12 protein-coding genes and 2 pseudogenes are annotated in these 18116 nt (G+C 26.9%); all 14 read right to left on the minus strand.

Going from position 1 to position 18116, the window contains the following annotated elements:
* Positions 1 to 88 precede the first annotated feature (88 nt).
* The gene (locus ACQPVP_RS15690; protein ID WP_430851526.1) at positions 89 to 5779 is read right to left on the minus strand and encodes a beta-N-acetylglucosaminidase domain-containing protein; all 5691 of its coding nucleotides are present in this window, start codon (positions 5777 to 5779) and stop codon (positions 89 to 91) included.
* 472 nt (positions 5780 to 6251) lie between these two features.
* Positions 6252 to 6392: pseudogene (locus ACQPVP_RS15695) on the minus strand (MazG-like family protein); the annotation flags it as partial.
* Between the two features lie 329 nt (positions 6393 to 6721).
* The gene (locus tag ACQPVP_RS15700) at positions 6722 to 7282 is read right to left on the minus strand and encodes a hypothetical protein (protein WP_430839507.1); all 561 of its coding nucleotides are present in this window, start codon (positions 7280 to 7282) and stop codon (positions 6722 to 6724) included.
* A 77-nt stretch (positions 7283 to 7359) separates the two neighbouring features.
* Positions 7360 to 7569: a hypothetical protein gene (locus ACQPVP_RS15705; RefSeq protein WP_430851528.1), complete on the minus strand. Its 210-nt coding sequence runs from the start codon at positions 7567 to 7569 to the stop codon at positions 7360 to 7362.
* A gap of 139 nt (positions 7570 to 7708) precedes the next feature.
* Positions 7709 to 8566, minus strand: coding sequence for a DegV family protein (locus tag ACQPVP_RS15710; RefSeq protein ID WP_430851530.1), 858 nt, complete (start codon positions 8564 to 8566; stop codon positions 7709 to 7711).
* A gap of 366 nt (positions 8567 to 8932) precedes the next feature.
* Positions 8933 to 10075 carry a flagellin lysine-N-methylase gene (fliB, locus tag ACQPVP_RS15715; protein WP_430851532.1) on the minus strand — a complete coding sequence of 381 codons (1143 nt, stop codon included), beginning with the start codon at positions 10073 to 10075 and terminating at the stop codon, positions 8933 to 8935.
* A 265-nt stretch (positions 10076 to 10340) separates the two neighbouring features.
* Complete coding sequence (locus ACQPVP_RS15720) at positions 10341 to 11279, minus strand: hypothetical protein (protein ID WP_430851534.1); 939 nt, start codon at positions 11277 to 11279, stop codon at positions 10341 to 10343.
* A gap of 32 nt (positions 11280 to 11311) precedes the next feature.
* Positions 11312 to 12490, minus strand: a complete 1179-nt coding sequence (locus tag ACQPVP_RS15725) for a glycosyltransferase family 2 protein (RefSeq protein WP_430851536.1) — start codon at positions 12488 to 12490, stop codon at positions 11312 to 11314.
* A 27-nt stretch (positions 12491 to 12517) separates the two neighbouring features.
* Positions 12518 to 13435, minus strand: a complete 918-nt coding sequence (locus ACQPVP_RS15730) for a hypothetical protein (RefSeq protein WP_430851538.1) — start codon at positions 13433 to 13435, stop codon at positions 12518 to 12520.
* A gap of 2 nt (positions 13436 to 13437) precedes the next feature.
* Positions 13438 to 14418 (minus strand): GDP-mannose 4,6-dehydratase, encoded by a 981-nt coding sequence (locus tag ACQPVP_RS15735; RefSeq protein ID WP_430851540.1) that lies wholly within the window; start codon positions 14416 to 14418, stop codon positions 13438 to 13440.
* Positions 14412 to 15176 (minus strand): annotated as a pseudogene (rfbF, locus tag ACQPVP_RS15740) (glucose-1-phosphate cytidylyltransferase). Before rfbF ends, ACQPVP_RS15735 begins: the two are co-directional and overlap by 7 nt.
* A gap of 22 nt (positions 15177 to 15198) precedes the next feature.
* Positions 15199 to 15429, minus strand: a complete 231-nt coding sequence (locus ACQPVP_RS15745; RefSeq protein ID WP_430851542.1) for a hypothetical protein — start codon at positions 15427 to 15429, stop codon at positions 15199 to 15201.
* Positions 15430 to 15862: 433 nt separating this feature from the next.
* Positions 15863 to 16537: a pseudouridine synthase gene (locus ACQPVP_RS15750; RefSeq protein WP_430851544.1), complete on the minus strand. Its 675-nt coding sequence runs from the start codon at positions 16535 to 16537 to the stop codon at positions 15863 to 15865.
* A gap of 74 nt (positions 16538 to 16611) precedes the next feature.
* The coding region (locus ACQPVP_RS15755) for a DUF2207 family protein (protein WP_430851546.1) at positions 16612 to 18116 on the minus strand (1505 nt) is incomplete at its 5' end.

The raw sequence follows: 18116 nt of genomic DNA on the forward strand, positions 1-18116 counted from the left end.
TCTTTTGATAAAGAAAAATGGACTATATCCTTAAAACTAAAGATATAATCCATTTTAAATTTTAATTAACTACCATTTGAAACTTCTATTATTTTGTATGCTTTGCTTTTTTATTGAATACAAATACTACGCCTGCAGCAACTAATATAAATCCAAATAATAATACATTTGTAGAGTTTACTCCACCAGTTCCTGGAAGAGTTCCTTCATTTTTATCATTATTATTTTCTGAAGAATTTTCTCCACTTCCTGTAGTATTATCTCCAGCTCCTGAATTTTCTTCTCCGGTACCAGGTTTCTCTTCCCCTGTTCCTGGATTTCCTTCTCCACCGCCTGGATTTTCTTCTCCTTCTCCTTCTCCTGGGTTAGTATTAGGTTTTAACTCTAAGTTTTCTTTTGCATCTTCAAAATTATTTTTAGCTTTTACAAAATCTGTAGCAGCAGTATTATTAGCATTTTCTAACATAGCTTTTAGTACTGATAATGCTTCCGCATATTTAGCTGCACTTTCTTCTGTATATTTAGTTAAATCAATTTCTTCGATAGCATTAACATAATCTACAAGTTCTTTATTATCCACTCTTGCAACTAAGTTTTTAATTGCTACATCAATCTTGTTAATTAAATCTTGTACGCTATCTTCACTACCTGAAACAAATTCTTCATTTGCTTCATTAACTAATACCATCAATGCCTCATAGCTAGTTGTAGTATATAGGTCAGCTTTAAATCCTTTAGCTGTCTCAACTTGAGCATGTAATGCACTTACGTTAACTAAGCTATTTCTTAAGTTTAATAGTTCTTTTTCATATCCTTTTAACTCTTCTTCAGACATTCCATCTAAGTTCATAGCTTCTATTTCAGCTACTCTATCCATTAATGCTTTGTATGAATTACTAGTATAATTAACTTTATCTAGTTTCTTTAATTCAGAAATGTATTTTTTAATGCTATCACTAAAATCTACTAATTCTAAGTTCTTCTTTGCATTTTCAATATCAGTTACTGCTTTTCTAACTGTGTCAACTGTACCATTAATCATAACTTCTTTAGCCTTATTAATTGCATTTCTGTAAGTATCAAAAGAAGTTGCTTCATAGATACTTGAATCAGTTATTTCATTAAATTCATCTATTAATACTGATAAAGATTCAACATTTACTAAAGAATTCTTAGCATTTAACATAGCCTCATTTATAGCTTCAAATGTTTTAGGATCTTGAGCTTCTGTTTTATTTAATTCAATTAATGCTTCTAATTCTGCCTTTTTATCCTCTAATAATTTCCATGAATTTATAGTATATGTTTTTTCTGGAGCTTTAATGTTATTCATAAACTCAGTAATATCTTCTACTATAATTTCTGCTTCTTCTCTATTAGTAGGATTATATACTAAAGATTCCTTTGCAGAATTTATTTCATCAACTAATCTTGTAATATCAGCTTCCGATAAATTATTAGCATCTTCCATAGATTTCTTAGCTGCATTTAAAGCTTTTTGATAGTTACTCCAAGTTTTGCCTGTATATTTTGAACTATCAGTAATAGCATTATCAATTTCATCTTGTAAAACAGTACTATCACCCTTCAATGCTTTATTTTCTTTTGCTTTTTCTATTTCTTTTACAGCACTATCTACAGTTGCTTGTGCTACATAATTATTTTCTTTAATTTCCTTAGCTACTTCTATAGCTTCTTTATATGCATTTGCACTATTAGTAGTCCAGTCTTCAGTATTTAAATTCTCATTTATTAAGTCTTCTAATTTTTGCTTATTTGTATTTACATCTAATACTGAATCCATAGATAATTCTACTAAATTTGGAGTAACTCCATTCCACTCAAACTTAACATCTAAAATATTAGTTCCAACTGGTAAAATGAACTCATTTGTAGCTTTATTCAATCTTCCTAGTGTTATCCACTCAGCACTATTATTAGTAGTATTAAAAATTCTAACCTTTACTTCTGCATTTGAAATTTGTTTAGCATTTTGCATAACTCTAATATGATTAACTTCATTTTTTTCAGATATTGAATATACAAGATATCCTGTATCTTTATTTGGAATATACATTGTAGTAATATCACCATCAACTAAATATTCATATAATCCCTTTTCTGTATCTTCTGTATTTGATTCAAATGTTGGATTATTTACTGTTGGAATATATTCACCATTGTTTATTTCAACTTCATTAAGTTTTGTCCATCTATGAGCATAAGGTTGTGTAATTTCAATCTTAATGTAACGGGCTCTTCTATTAATATCAGTTGCTTTTGCTACATTATATGAAATTTCATGTTCTGGGAAACTTTCATTAATAGTTGAATCATCAGCTCCAGTATTAGCTACTTGATCTCCTAGTGTAATGATTGCCTCTCCCCATTCAGTTTTATTTGTTGAAACATAAACCTTTCCATCACGGATATAGTCTTTATCTGAATCATGAGTTACAAGCTTTAACTCATTTAGATCTATTTCTTGACCTAGGTCAAGAATCATATAATCTCCAATTGCTTGTGTTTTTTGATATTTTAAACCTGTTGTACGATCTTTATCAAATAAATTTTCTACTTTACCCTCAGCAATTGTTACCATATTAGTTTCACTTACTGTAGGTTGTCCAAATTCTCTTGATGATACTCTAAATTCATCTATATCAAAAGTAACTGCATTGTCTGTTAAATTAACTAAACGAATATATCTAGCATCATTATTTTCATTTAAGCTTCCACTTTCTACATTAGTCCATTCATGAGCATTTTTAGAAACTTGTAATGTAAGATTATCTAATGAAGAACCATTTACAATAGCTTCAGTTAATTCATGAATACGATCTAATTTTAATCCTATATATTCTCCCTTTTGTAAAGTAATATTTTGAAGTTCAACCATACTAGCATTATCATTATAATAATCTGCTGAATGCTCTTTATAGTTTTCTACATTAGTATATACTTTACCATTATGATAAACTTTTGAATTTACCTCAAATTCTCTAAATCCAATCCAAGTTCCTTGATTCACATTATTTCTTAAACGTACATATTGTGCTTCAATCTCTTGATCTGAAAGGTCTAATTTAATCTCTTTCTCATTTACACATTGTTTAATTTCTGTATAAACTTTACCATCTAAGGAATACTCTAAAGTAGCATTCTTAAACCAGTCTCCTGAACTAGCATTTGGACCTTGAACAATATTAATTTTACCTAATTTAATTGGTTCACTTAATTTTACTCCTACATAGTCTCCTGCAATAGTTGTATTTGTTGGATTTCCGTTTTGTCTAACATTATAGTGAACGCCTGTAGTTTCATCTCCATCTATAAGATTAGATTCTTTATCATTTCCATACACACTCCAACCATCGGTTGTACGTATTACTTCACTTGTAAATGTTGGTCCTTCTGACTCTTGTGGAGATGTAGCAATTGAGAATTCTCTCATAGCTGGCCATTTATTTCCACTTCCAACTTCTGTACTAATATATCTAACCCCTACAACATTATCTATTTCTATTCCACTAATTTTAACTGATTCAGCATATGGTCCATATGTTTTACTGTTAATATCATTCCATGTTGCTCCATCAGTTGTATATTGTACTTTTGCAGTACCAAATGTATCATCTTTCTTATCTGGAGTACCATTTAAGATATCTACTCCATAAATTGTAGTTGGCTTGCTTAATGATAGCTGATAATATTGACCTACAGCCTCATATTGCCCATTCCATATAAATGTATCTGCCTTACCATCAATAATATCTTCAATTTTCCCTGAATATACATTAGATATATTAGTAGAAGCTGTAATTACTAAATTATCTCCACCATTAACTAAATCATTAATTTTTTTAGAAATTCCATCTCTAACAACTTCTGCAAATGGAACTAAACGCTTTGATCCTGGTTGAGCTTTACTACTTCCACTAATAGTTGGTCTATCATATTTTTTACTATTCTCATATGCAACAGTTCCTTCAGCAAAGTTTTGAATTGCTGATTCATTATCTTTTTCCTCTAAATTCATTGCTGCAGTAACATAATTTTTAATAGAATCTGCTAAATCCTTTAATGAATTTGCAAATGGTGTAATTTGTTCAACCATTCTTTCATTGTTACTAGTATTAATAAATTCATCACTAGCTTCAATTATTGTATCCATTTCATTTACTAATTTAGTTCCAACTTCAATAAGGGAATCTCCACTACTTAATTTAGTTTTGAATTCATCTAATAAAGGTTTTATTTCCTCTGATTCTTCTAATACTAAGCCATGTCCATTAGGTGCTGGATCTGAAGTATGCTTTGCTATTGTGTGTAATGCTTCTGAAGCATCACTATCTATATATTTAAATGAATCTTCCCAGCTCTTATCATCATCAAATCCTTTTACATTCCAAGCATAATCCGCAATAGCAAAAAGGGCTACTTTTGATGGTTCTGCATCTTGCATAGGATTTGTTACTACACCAGCTAAATCATCAATATTGATATCAGTGTATAATAAACTTCCTTTTCCCATCATTAATCTTTGCATATTAATATCATTAACAGGCCAGTTTAACCAGAATAAAGGGCTTCTTCTGCTCTCTTTACCTGCTTCTAGTCTATTTGTTTTAAAGTTAGTTAAAGTATCTTGACTAATTGGTGCACACACTGAATTACCTGTCCAGAAAATTTGAACATCATCTGGGAATTGATCATCATAAATATTTAATTCTGAGTAATCTCCTTGCCAACTAGCATTATACCCTGCAGGACAGAATACAAAATCGTAAACATCCCCTTTTTCTTTACCCCATTCTGATAATTCAGTCATCATATTAACGACAATTTGTTTATCAAGATTACCAACGTCATCTCCAAGAATACCAAATTGTCTAACACCAACTGAGTATAATTGATCAAATTTTGCTTTTAATTTAATCATTTCATTTTCATAATCATTTGCCTTAAATCCACCCATAAAAGGATGAGCTGTCCAAACAAATTTTGTTTTTGTATTAATCCCTACTTGTACCATTTTAGCAATTTCCGCTAATTCTTCTTCTGGGTATAATTCTCTCCACTTACTTGTATGATATAAATCATCTTTAGGAGCAAAAATGTAAGAAGTCATCTTAAACTCTCCACCAAACTCCATTAAAGACATACGATCTTCATTAGTCCATGGAATACCATAATATCCTTCGATAAATCCACGAATTGGTGTATCAGCATAATCCTTCATTTCAAAATTAAGAATTGTTGATCCATCCATTTGGCTAAATATATGTTTTAATGATGTGATTCCATAAAATGCAGCATCTGTATTTTTTCCTAAAATAGAAATAGTTCCATCTTTTGATGCCATATAATAAGAATCATTTTTTTCAAATAATTTAGTATCTAGTTCATAGTTATTTTGAATATACTTGTCTACGTATTCATCTGATAAATATGTTCCTACTAATATGTTTGTTTTTCCATTTACAACTTCGTTTGAAACTGTTATATTCTTATCCTTTGAAGATAAAACTTCAGTCATACGATTTTTAGTTACCTCATCAATTGTGCTATCATAAATTACGTTTACATCTTTACGTATTACAAATTCGTCTCCTGTATATAGCATTTCATGAGGGTTTGGATAGATTTCATATCCAACTTTTTCCTCGTTTTCTTGTACCCTTGTTACTCCATTAGCCACAGATGGTTGAAGCAAGCCGCAGGTCATAGCAATAGCTAAAATAGAACTTAGTAATTTCTTACTACCTTTAATTCTCAAATTATTTCCTCCCTCTAAATAATATTAAAAGGCTTTGAATAATATCTTGTAATCTTATTACCAATTTTATTATTTACATATTATTTTTTTATTAACTTTTCTTTAAATAATATATTTTAAAACAAAAAGTACTTTTATATAATTTTGCTTATTCCCGTCCCAATCTCAAAGTCATCGCAAAATTAATGAGTCACTTAAGAGCTGATTTAAGAAAATTATAAAAGGTCATTCACAGTATGACCTCCCTATAATTTCTTAGTATAATAAAAAAAGCTCACTTACAAATCTTGTAAGAAAGCTAATGCCCAATTGGTAGCACGCACCACAAAATAAATTCAAATATTCCCTTTTATTATAAATTATATAATAAGAAAATAATTGTGTAAACGTATTTTTTGCTTTTTCTGAAAAATCGCAATTTTGTTACTTTTTAAGATATTTATAATTTCACTCGTTCTTTAATCTTATTACTTTAAAATTCTGTATATTTTTTGCTTCTCCCTTTAGCTTTTTCTACTGGATATTTCTTTTCATTCTTGTCCATTTTATTATTCATTATCTCTTCTATATTAACTCCTAGATAATCTGCCATATGCAAGCAATAACTCATAATTTATATTAGATTAAAGTTAAAGAACATATATAATGAAATTCTAATATTTCACTTTCAAACATAGCTAATAAAAATTCTATTACTGCCTCAGAATTATTACCTATAATCCTTGAAAAAATCACAATATAATCTTTTACATATTTGATACTAATTTCTTCTTTTATATTAATACAATATCTTAAAAATAAAGCATGTCTTATTAATAAATATTCCAATATAATAATTTCAAATAAAATAATTATATCTTCTAAATCATCATTAAAGCAACTACTTAAAACTTTTGATATAATACAGTTTTCTATTTATCTTAATCTGCTATTGCATTAAACTTACTTTTTTTGATTAATTTTCTTTATCGTCTTAAAAGCTTTTTTAGGGCTTGGTAGTTTTACGGACTTCATTATCTTCTTCAATCTCATTCCATAAAATGCTATTATCGAAGCTAGTAATACTGCTAATGATATAAGTCCTACTTTAATATTAATAGAACTTTCCAAGGCTAAGATCACTCCATATATCGTAAATAAAACTGTTGATATACCTCCAAATATAGTAACTACTTTTATAATATCAAATTGAATGTTTATCTCACTCTCTTTAAGATGTTTTTCTTCATCTACTTCTATATTCATTACTAAACTAGCTACATATATAATGAAAAATAATATGACATCCAAAACTATCATAGTTGATATATCTATAATTAAGTTACTATTTATATTTTGCATTATTTTAAAATTAAATATTAAAATATATCCTGGGGATAAAAATATAATTATTAAAAATATGACTGCACTAATTGGAACTATTCCCTTAAACCCATCATTATCAATTTTACTAATTATACATTTTAAAACTTTTTCTAGAATTATCAAGAAACTTTTCTCCAAATATATCACCTCGTTATTCATTATAATAAACGATATGCTAAAACGTTCTTAATAATTCCTATGTAGTGCTTCTTTAACTATTTTTCATTAAATATATCTTTGAGTATAACATATAATTTGAAAGCATTTTCCTTAAATTCTCTATCACTCCTTATTGCTATCTGTACATTCTCATTAATTAATATATCACTTATCTCTTTAAATAAATTATTATATTGCTTTATTATATCTGTATTTTTATCATTTCTTTCTTTAATAAACCTTTCTGTCCAAGTATTATTTTCCATAATATCCTTCCTCCTAAATATGCTTTATTATTGTTTATTATTTCCAGAATTTTTACTTTTTAAACAAAATAAGTATAGACATATATCCCTAATGTGATTAATGCCTATACTTAATATTTATTTTAAACTACATCACTTTCTAAACTTCTTTAGAAAACCCTACAATTCCAAATGAACCTGGTCCTCCATGAGATGTAATTACACATCCTGTTTGCATCCATCTAATTATTTCAAATCCCATTTGCTTTACTTTGTCTTCAGCCACTCTACGAATCTTCTCTGATAATCCTATTGACCACAATAGGTATACTTCTTTTTTATTCAAATTTTTTATAGAGTCAAAGTCTTCTATTAGCTTTGTAACTATACTTTCCATTTTCCCTCTATACTTTTTCTTAGCTACTAAATACCCATTTTCTATTTCAATTGACGGATGTATCTTTAGTATTTTCCCACCTATAAAGACTGCATTGCTGACACGCCCTCCTGCTCTAAGATACTCTAATTCAGAAGGAATAAAACACATTTGGCAACCCTCACTTAAGTTTCTTACTTCTTTTAGTAATTCCTCAATGTTAACACTTGGATTTTCTTTTAAATATCTAGCTGTTTCAATCACAACTGCTGCCTGACCAATAGATACATTTTTAGTATCAAAACTTGTAACATAGTCTCTATTCTCTGCTGCTATCAGTGCACTTTGATAAGAACAAGTAGTTACCGCCGAATATGCTAAATGTAGTATTTGCTTATCTGGATATAATCTATGAATCTCATCAAATACCTTTGTAAAGTCTTGTGGTGAACTTCCACTAGTCTTTGGTATTTTATTTGTATTATTGTAATACTCACAAATTTGTTCAACTGGAAAACTTCCATCATCATAAGTGCTATCTCCCATAGTAACATGCATTGGAACAAGGAAAATCCCCAACTCTTCTGCAATATCCTTTGGAATATCTGAACCTGTTTCTGCCACTAATATAATATTACTCATTTTTATTTCCTCCTTTTATTATCTGCTTATTTTACATTGTTAAAGCGATTAAATTTAGTTAAAGAAATAAATTTCACTTAAACTTCAAGTTAATTATATATATTAAAAGTTGGCATTTTTTCACTGTATAATCATTTAATATATTAATTTCAAAATACTATCTCTTATTTAAAAATAATTCTCTATATAATTATATTGTACCATTATTTTCATAATACATAGTTTTATTTCTAAACTTTTAATTCATAATAAGCTGTATAAAAACAAAAAACAGGTAATAGCTTTTAACTACTGCCAACTTCAAACAGAAATTAAAATTAATCCAAAAAGAAAATGTATTAAAAATTTCTTTTTCAGTTATTTCTATTAGATTAAAGTTAAAGAACATATATAATCAACTTCTACTATTTCACTTTCAAACATATCTAATAAAAATTCAATTACAGCCTCAGAATTATTACCTATAATCCTTGAAAAAATTACAATATAATCTTTTGCATCTTGGATGCTAATTTGTTTTTTTATGCAATATTTTAAAAATACAGCATGTCTTATTAATAAATATTCCAATATAATCATTTCAAATAAAATAATCATCTCTTCTAAATCATCACTAACACAATTACTTAAAACTTTTGATAAAATACAGTTTTCAATTAAGTTATCATATTCTTTAAATAAATTGTTAAAATCTTTCCAATTCTTAAAAAGTTTTTCTATATTAATTTCTTCAGCAAATTTATAAATATCCTTTAGAGCTTCTTTAAAAATAGGAACATTTCTATAGTTTTCTATTATATCTATAAATAATGAATTTATTTCTTTTAAACTTTCTATAGTATCTTTATTTACATAGTCTTTGTATTTATTTAATTCTTCTTTTATATATTTTTTAGATTTATAATTATCTAAAAACTCTATTAAATTTTCATAATCTAAATCATCACTTTCTAACATATTAAAAAGCATATCATAAGAAAGAATAAGTTTATTTTCTATACTTATATCTTCTTTTTGAAATATATTAACTAAACTCTCCCTTATTTTTAAACAACCTAAATCTTCAATATAAGATAACGAGTCATTAGAATCTATATAAACTTTTTCTTTCATATTACTAATTATGTTAACTACCTCGGGACAAGAACAAGATAAAGTAAGCTCTTTTACATAATCAAAATTATTTTCTATTCTAGGGAAGTTCTTACAAGTTAAAGATAAGTATTCATCTCCATGATCTATAACTATATTACATAACCCTTCATTATTTAATAAAGGACATTTCGCCTTTGTTTCTTTCTTAATTAAATATGTATTTTCCCTATGACTTTTTATAAACCTTACATTATCTAAAAGATAATTAAGATTATCTTTTTCTCTCCATTTATTATAAGTATTAGTATCTACATTAATATCCCAACCCTTACAACAAGTGAACTTACATTTATCTGCTATACACTTAAATTTATCATATCCTTTTATCTTTAGAATATTTTCTACTTTATTCATATAATAACTCCAACTTCAAATTTAGTTTTTATTGATTTAATTCTTCACCTTCCATAAAAAAGTACTTCTGTATAATTTTTAATTACTCCCTTAAAAGGAGACACAATCTCATTATTTATACCAGAACCCATTAAAATACTACTCATAGATGTTTAATAAGGATAGTTGGCATTAGTTCTTTTGTAGCATATATAAGGCTATTAAAAATACCCATAACTGCTTCATAAAGTGATTGTGTTCCATTTTATTTTCTAATTTATATTAATTATATTTTATAGTTATTTAAATTCACAATATTAATCTTATCAATAAATCCTGCATTAAACCATGGAAATTCTTTAGTTAAGTTTTCTATTGATTGTGATAGCCACCTAGCATAAGGATCATATATATAATTTATTATATTCTCATCCTCTATGTGATAATAAGGACATAAGTCAAATTCTCTTCTTCCTAATATGGTTAGGCCAGAAAAATGGTAAAATAATAAAGGTGAATCATCTAAATACACAACATTATTCTTCATTGAAACCTTATAATTTTTTATATTCCACAATGCAGCATTTGCTCCAATAGAGTTTACTATATGAACATTTTTAAAGAGCTTAGGCCAATCTTCTACATACCTTTGGTCTCCAAAGGTTCTATTAACTATATCATATTCAACAGTGCATTTTTTTAAGCATCTACCACACCAAAGTCTAACTGCCGCTTTTGCTTCATTATTATTTTTAAAACCTACAAATCCTGTATTATATAATCCACTTAATTCATAATAGATCCTAAACTCTTCTGAATTTCTATGGTCTATTAGAAATATTGATGCATTAGGATTTTCACTAAAAATATAATCTATGTCAGCAAAAAATAATAAATCTGAATCTACATGTGCATAGTATTTAGCATTGTCATATTTATTGATAACATAATATAAAAAGATAGGCTTTAGTGTCCAGCAATATTCATGAAATATTCTATTAGACTTAGCTAATTCTAAATCATAATTATTTTCTTCTATATCCTTAAGTTTCACTAAGATAATATTTTTAAAACCTATTTTGTTTAATATATTATAAATAGAGTCATCCATGCATAGAATAAATAACTTAAAATCACTGCAATAGTTTTCTAAAGAAACATACATTGGTATTAATTTAAATAAATTTGTTTCTGATAAAATCATTGATAAATGATATTTACTCATAGCTACCCTCCTCTTTTGTATAGTTTTAGAATTTAATAATATACATTATAAATATCTTTTATTAAAGCTAACATAGCTTCTGTAAAATATTTAATTCCAAATATATCTCTTAAAATTTTAACTTCCATAATTAATTTATTTACATCTATATCTATATTTGGCATAACTTTATTTATTTCCGTAACACCTTCTATACCGTAGCGTCTTCTACATGTCTGAAGTAATTCTAAAAATATATCTAAAATAGGTCTGAAATAGCTTAGAGATATCATATTATTAATATCTTTAGTTAATTCATTAAAATCAAAATCATCAATTGATGTTATACCATAAGTGCAAACTAATATTACATCTAAAAAATAATTATTATTGTATTTTTCACATATATAATTTATATTTTCACGAGATTCAGATATATTATTATTTGTAGGATGTTCTTGATGAACACTTATTATATTTTTATCAAATATAAATTTGCTTCCAGATTTATATAGCCTTATTCCTAAGTCGTAGTCTTCGAATCCATATCCAACTATATTTTCATCAAACATTCCAACTTCTATAACTCTAGTTCTTTCTACAGAAGCATTATTAGTTATAAAAAATCTCCAAGGTAAAAGATAATCTTTTAATTCGTAATTATGATTTTTTAGTATTTTTTTTAGACCTCGTATAAATTCTTCATCTAAGTCAAAAGACTTATTTATATAACTTCCATCAATTATTGATTCAACATCTACTAATGGGTATTTATCTATCAGATTTAAATTTTCATCTGGCTTACTCACTGTTTTATCTAAATAATTCTCAATGCTTAATTTTAATTCTTTGTAATAAAAAGTAAAAATCCTTTTCCACAGAATTCCACATACAACTATATTTTTTTCTTCATGATTTTTTAAATGCCTAGTTATAAAATCTCTACTTGCTATCATGTCACTATCATGAAATATTAGAATATCACCAACTGCTCTTCTTATTCCTTCATTTCTTCCTCTGGCAATTCCCTTATTTTTTTCAAGTCTAACAAATTTAAAGACAAATTTAGCTTCGAAACCCTCTAACATTTCTAGAGTATTATCATTAGATCCATTATCTACCACAATAACTTCAAAAATATTGAAATCACAGTCTTGATTATTTAAGGATATAAGATTGTAGTATAATCGCTCTTTAGAATTATATGCTGGTATTATAACACTTACTTTCATTACTTTCTCTTCCTTCCTTACTCTTTTCTAATTATCATCAATAGCTGCTACCGTAAAATATTCCTTAAACTCTGGATCTATCTTTTCAACATCATCAATAATTTTTTCCAATGCTCTTCTGTATATTTGATAAATAAATGGGATATTTACTCTATTTTCTTCATGAACCTGCCTAATATCATATTTACTAATTATTCTAAAGCCACTAAAGTGATAAAATATTAATTTGTTATTATTCACCACTATAGTATCATTTAAAACTGTAAACTTATATTTTAAATAATTCCAATGTCCAATATTTATTCCTGGAGTGGTTATTTCGTAAACATTGTTAAATAGAAATGGCATGTCATCAAGATATTTTTGATCTCCAAATTTATTATCTTTAGGATTTGAAGTACAACTTTCTACACACATTTTATCCCACCAATTAACACAAGCTAATCCGTCGATGTCTTTTTTAAAGCTAATGAACCCCGAATTAAAATTTCCAGTTAGAGATTGTACAGTTTGATTAATCTCTTTCGAAGCCATAGGCAAAAATATTTCTCCACTAGATAATAAGACAGAAGCATCTGGTTGATTTTCAAATATTAAATTAGGATTTTGATAAAAGAATAAATCTGAATCTATATAAGTTACTCTTTCAATTGAGTCATCTAAAGTAAAGATATACTTAATAAAAGCAGGTTTTAATGTCCAACAATATTGATTTAATTTTCTCGAAGCTTTGATTTCTAGCAAATCTTTTCTATTTAATTCATCAATTGTTACTAAAACTATCCTATCTAAATTTATTTTTTTAAGAAATTCATAGCTTTTTTCATCTACACAAAGAATATATATTTTAAAGTCATCCATAGTTTTATATAAGGATAGAAAACATGCAATTGCTTGAATTAATCTAGTCTTTGATACTACCATAGAAAAAACACTATTTTGCATTTTTATATCTCCTTTTTAAGGAAATTTTTATACCATTCTATAGTTTTACTTAACCCCTCATCAATTGTATAATTTGGACTCCATCCTAATACACTTCTTGCTTTCTTTGCTGATAAATATTGATGTATTATCTCATTGTTTCCTTGATTTAATATTAGAGCCTTTATATCACTACCCATAATTTTCAATATTTTATCAACTAATTCTAAAACTGTTAATTGTATTTCATTACTAAAATTAAAAGCTTGTCCCCCTAAGTTGAGAGCAACAAGTTTTTCTGCTAAATTAATATATGCATCTACTGCATCTTCTATATAAAAATAATCACGAATAAAGCTTCCGTCACTTCTTATTACAGGAGCTTCATTATTTAATATAGATTGAATACTTTGTGGAATAATTCTATTGAAATTTAAATCTCCACCACCATAAAGATTTCCACATCTTGTAATACATACTGGTAGCTTGTAAGTCTCGTAATAAGTTTGAGCAATTAAATCTGCACAACTTTTTGAAACATCATAGGGATGCTTTCCTTGAAGCGGCATATTTTCATCATATGGAAGTTTTTCTTGGTCTCCATAAGCTTTATCACTAGATGCTACTATCACTTGCTTAATCAATGGACTTTTTCTTGCTGCCTCAAGTATATTCCAAGTCCCTTCTATATTAGATTTAAAAGTTCCTAATGGGTTTCTATTTGCAACTCCAACAATAGCCTGAGCTGCTAAATGAAATACTGTATCTATCTCATATTCTCCAAGTGCTCTTTCTATTAATAAATAATCTTCTAAGACACCGTGTACAACATTAACCTTCTTATATTCTTCTCCAATATATATATTTGATTGTGGTATATAATCTCTTACTAATATAGTTACATTAGCCCCATAGTTTACTAATTTTTTAACTAAATAACTTCCTAAAAATCCAGTACCACCAGTTACAAAAACATTTTTATTATTCCAAAACTTATTTACCATATTTTCCATACTCCTTTTCCTTCGTTCCAAATTTTATTAACATTATTTATATCATTTAAAGTGTCCATAGCAGTCCAAAAACCATTATGAATATATACTGCCAATTCATTATCTTTAACTAATTTTTTTAATGGATTTTGTTCTAAAACGCATGTTGTATCATCATCCAAATAGTTAAATATTTCTGGTTCAAAAACAAAAAATCCACCATTGATTATTCCATCAGTACTCTTCTTTTCGTCAAAAGATTTAGCTAATCCATCTTCTATAGTTAAAATTCAATATTGACTTTTCTTATATATTCCTGTAACTGTGGCTATTTTGCCTTGTTCTTTATGAAATTTTAATAATTCATCTATATTTATGTCTGCTAGTCCATCTCCATAAGTTAACATAAACCTTTCATTTCCAATATACTTTTGAGCCCTTTTTAATCTTCCACCTGTCATAGTTTCAATACCTGTATCAATGAAGTTTATCCTCCATGTTTCTGGTTCAGAATCTATATTAATATCCCCACTTTTCATATCTAAAAGAAAATTTCTAGTCTTCCATGAATAATCAATAAAATATTCTTTTATTTTTTCTCCCTTATAGCCTAACAAAAACATAAAATCATTAAATCCATAATGACTATATATTTTCATTATGTGCCATACTATAGGCATACCTCCGACCTCACATAAAGGCTTAGGTATATTCATTGTTAACTGACTCATTCTTATTCCTTTGCCTCCAGCAAGTATAACAATTTTCATCTTTTGTCCTCCATTTTTTATTTTAATTAGTTTTGTTATTTTTTAAATCTAATATTGAATTAAAGTCTAAATATCCACAATGATTGTATTCATCGTATAAAATTATAAATACTAAAATATTTATACACCTGTCATATATCTTAGAAGTTACTATCTCATGACTTATTTTTATAATACATTTATCTTTCATAAACTCATTGATTTCACATTCTAAATTTTGTATATTTGTGCCTTTAAACATCTTTACTTTCATTTTAATTCCCTATCCCTCATCAGTTTTCATAATATATATATTATTCACAAAATTTTATTGTGCTACTTATTTTTATATCTCACTAAATATAGATATTTCTCTGATAACACATTTATTTAGTCTATATTGGTATACAATAATAAATTAGATATCCAAATTAAGTTAACAGAATGATTAGATCTCTATATAAAAAAGTACTTCTATATAATTTTGCTTATTCCGTCGAAAGCTCCAAGTCATCGCAAAATTAATAGAAGCACTTCAAAGCTGAAGGAAGAAAATTACAAAAAAGTTATTCACGGGGTAACATCTTTATAATTTCCTAAAGAGTAAAAAATCCACGAAAATCTAATATTTAGATTTTCGTGGATTTCATTGTGAAAGCGAAGTATAACATACATAAGCAGTTCTAATATAAATATTAAAAAGTGTATTAATCTATAGCCAATATTTCCTCTTTAGTTAAATATCTCCACTTACCAACTTCTATTCCATTAGAAAGTATATTTACTATTCTTATTCGTTCTAACTTTATAACATTATATCCAAAAGTTTTGCACATTCTTCTTATTTGCCTGTTTAGCCCTTGAGTTAAAATTATAGTAAATGTATTATTGTTTATTCTTGTTAACTTGCAAGGTCTTGTAACTGTTCCTAGTATATTAACGCCCCTTGACATTTTATAAATAAACTCATCATCAAACTCTTTATCTAAAGTTACTGTATACTCCTTTTCATGATAGCTTTCTGAAGATAATATTTTATTTGCAAAGTCTCCATCATTAGTCATTAATATTAGACCCTCTGAATCTTTATCTAATCGTCCAACGGGGAAAACATAATCCTTATAATTTAAAAAATCAATTATATTATCTTTTGTTTCTCTCGATGAAGTACAAAGTATTCCTCTAGGCTTATTTAATACTATATATACCTTTTCCTTTTTCTGAACCTTTTCTCCATCTAATACTATATCATCACATTCTTCAACCCACTGGCCTTGCTCACACAGTTTTCCATTAACCATTATTCTTTTATCTTCAATTAATCTACTTACTTCTTTTCTTGAGCAATATCCATAGTTGCTTAATAGTTTATTTATTCTCAAAACAAAATGTCCTTCCTATTTACTAAAATTATCTTATGCATATTTTTTATTTTATAATTTTTCATTTAAATTTATTAAAAGGCTCCTGATCCACCTCCGCCTCCTCCTGAAAAATCATTACCGCTAAAGAAATTAGTACTATTACTGTCTATTGTTGAGTTAGGTGGATTTACTGTGTCATATGCTTGATTAGTAATGCTATTAAACATTGCTATATAGAAAAAATAATCATTTATATACATATAGTGAAAATCATTTAAAGAATCTATATTTAAGCTTGCTCTATCTATAATTAAATTAACAATTTCTTTTAAATCACTCTCATTTATTTCTAAAGCTAATGCATAAATTATTGTTAAATCACTTAATGAATCCTTATCAATATTATTTATTTTGTACATATTTTTTAAGTAATTCTTGTAACTTATCCATTTTTTCTTTTCATTATACCAACTATTTTCAAGTACATTCTTATTTCTTATATTTATATAAAACCCTATTTTCTCTCCATCTTCTTTTACTTTAGAAATCCACTTTTCTAAATTATTTATAAATTTATTTGCATTTCTTTTGGAGGAAACTTCATTCTTTATTTGCTTCATAGAAAAGCTACCATTAGCTTCATATTCTTCAAACCAATCTAATATATATTGTAAATGGCTATATTCTGGATTTTTGCTATAATTTATTCTAGTAAAAACTAAATCCTTCTTCTTTTTCTTAGATTTATTATTTTTTTCTTCTATTGTATAATAGCCCTTATTAGCTAAATAGAATAATGTTGAAATTAACATATCATTTCCTACTCTTTTCTCATCTATTAATAAGTTCACTAATCCAGGTGGAATATCTGATGGTGGTTCCATAACAAACTCTTCATTACTAAAGATATATTTTGATCTATACTCTTTAAGCGCCTTTTTGAATTTACTTTTATTTAAAGCAAAAGCCAAAATACCTCCACCTGCTCCTATAAAAATAACTAATGCTAGAATTCCAAATCCTTTATCATTTCCTTTATTTTCGTAATAATCTACATCTCCCCAATTATGATTTTCATCATAATCATCAATTACTGTTTCTTCTGCCGTTAATAAATAATCTTTTTGGAAATTCATATTTATACCTATTAAGGTTGTTAAATCTTTAAAGTTAATAATTATAGATTTTTCTGTATTACTTGCTGTAATTTCACCATCACCATAAATATCATAAGTTAAATTGTTAACATCAAAATTTACATCTTTTAATGAAATTTTAAGTGTACCTTCTTTAACCAAATCTATATTTTCAACATCATAAAAGTTCCAATATAACTTAGAATAATCAGTGTACTTTTTAGCTACACCTTTTATAGTATAATTTAAATTAAACTTTTTGCTTTCATTGCTGCTTTTGCTAAAAATCTTAATCTGAGTTTTATTATAATCTTCATTTATCTGATAGGTATTATTTTCATCATTATACTCTTCTTTAGACTCTACAGTATTTCCTGAATTATCATCGAGTAGGAGGAAAATAATTATTTTATTTTCCGTCCTCTCACACCACCGTGCGTACCGGCCTGGTACACGGCGGT

This window comes from Clostridium nigeriense (assembly GCF_050585265.1).
Taxonomy (GTDB): Bacteria; Bacillota; Clostridia; order Clostridiales; family Clostridiaceae; genus Clostridium; species Clostridium nigeriense_B.